Source organism: Ramlibacter sp., assembly GCA_019635435.1.
GTDB lineage: Bacteria > Pseudomonadota > Gammaproteobacteria > Burkholderiales > Burkholderiaceae_C > JAHBZM01.
Genome location: JAHBZM010000004.1, coordinates 1 through 1,093, shown reverse-complemented (window position 1 = coordinate 1,093; position 1,093 = coordinate 1). Strand labels below are relative to the sequence as shown.

Below are 1,093 nucleotides of genomic sequence, written 5' to 3'. Positions count from 1 at the left end.
TTGTACTATGGACAACAATTCTTGCATACGACAACAAGCGGACATTAAACAAATAAATCGCTGTAAAGACAGAGTTTCAGAACTCAACGGCTCATTTGACTATTTATCAAACGGACTTGAATTGGCAGGAAACAACGTAAGACTGAAAATTCTCTTTCTGATCTATGAAGAAAAACGACTTTGTGTTTGTGATATAAGCGATATTCTTGGTATGACAATTTCAGCGGTTTCACAACACTTGCGAAAACTCAAAGACAGAAAACTCATTGAAACAGAAAGAGAAGCTCAAACCATTTTTTACTCATTAACAAAAGAGTATGAAAAAATGCTGAAACCGTTTTTCAAAATACTTGACGAAAACAAAATTTTGGAAACATTATGAAAACAGACAACAAACTAATTGGAGCAGGACTTTTAACAGCAATTGCAGCTTCATTGTGTTGCATTACACCTGTTTTGGCTCTCATTGCAGGAACAAGCGGACTTGCCTCAACTTTTTCTTGGCTTGAACCTTTCCGACCATATTTTATCGGAATGACAATTTTAGTGCTTGGTTTTGCTTGGTATCAAAAGTTGAAACCAAAAAAGCAAATTGACTGCAACTGTGAGACAGAAGAAAAACCAAAATTCATTCAGTCAAAAATGTTTTTAGGAATAGTAACGGGATTTGCCATCGTTATGCTTGCTTTTCCATACTATTCAAGTGTTTTTTACTCAAAGGCTGAAAAGCAAATCATAGTAGTGGACAAATCCAATATTAAAAAAGTAGAATTTACGATTAGCGGTATGACTTGTGAAAGTTGTGGCGAACAAGTAAATCACGAAGTAAATAAATTGACAGGAATAATAAGTTCAAACGCATCTTACGAAAATGGAAATGCAATCGTAGAATTTGACAACTCAAAAACAAACATTTCTGAAATCGAAAAAGCAATAAACTCAACAGGATATTCTGTAGCTGACAAAAAAGAAAATTAAAATGGAAATCAAATTACAATCAACAATAACTTGTCCCAACTGCGGACACAAGAAAGAAGAAACAATGCCGACAGACGCTTGTCAATATTTTTACGAATGTGAAAAATGTAAACAA

General features: G+C 33.9%; 2 protein-coding genes. Both read left to right on the top strand.

Annotated features, from left to right (window positions below):
* The coding region (locus KF796_21725; GenBank protein MBX3589260.1) for a winged helix-turn-helix transcriptional regulator at positions 1–382 on the top strand (382 nt) is incomplete at its 5' end.
* The gene (merTP, locus tag KF796_21720) at positions 379–978 is read left to right on the top strand and encodes a mercuric transport protein MerTP (GenBank protein ID MBX3589259.1); all 600 of its coding nucleotides are present in this window, start codon (positions 379–381) and stop codon (positions 976–978) included. The genes KF796_21725 and merTP, both read left to right, overlap by 4 nt.
* The last annotated feature ends 115 nt before the right edge of the window (positions 979–1,093 follow it).

What these genes read in the sequence shown, in the direction of transcription:
- merTP (MBX3589259.1), top strand. Translation starts at nt 379, where the DNA reads ATGAAAACAGACAACAAACTAATTGGAGCAGGACTTTTAACAGCAATT.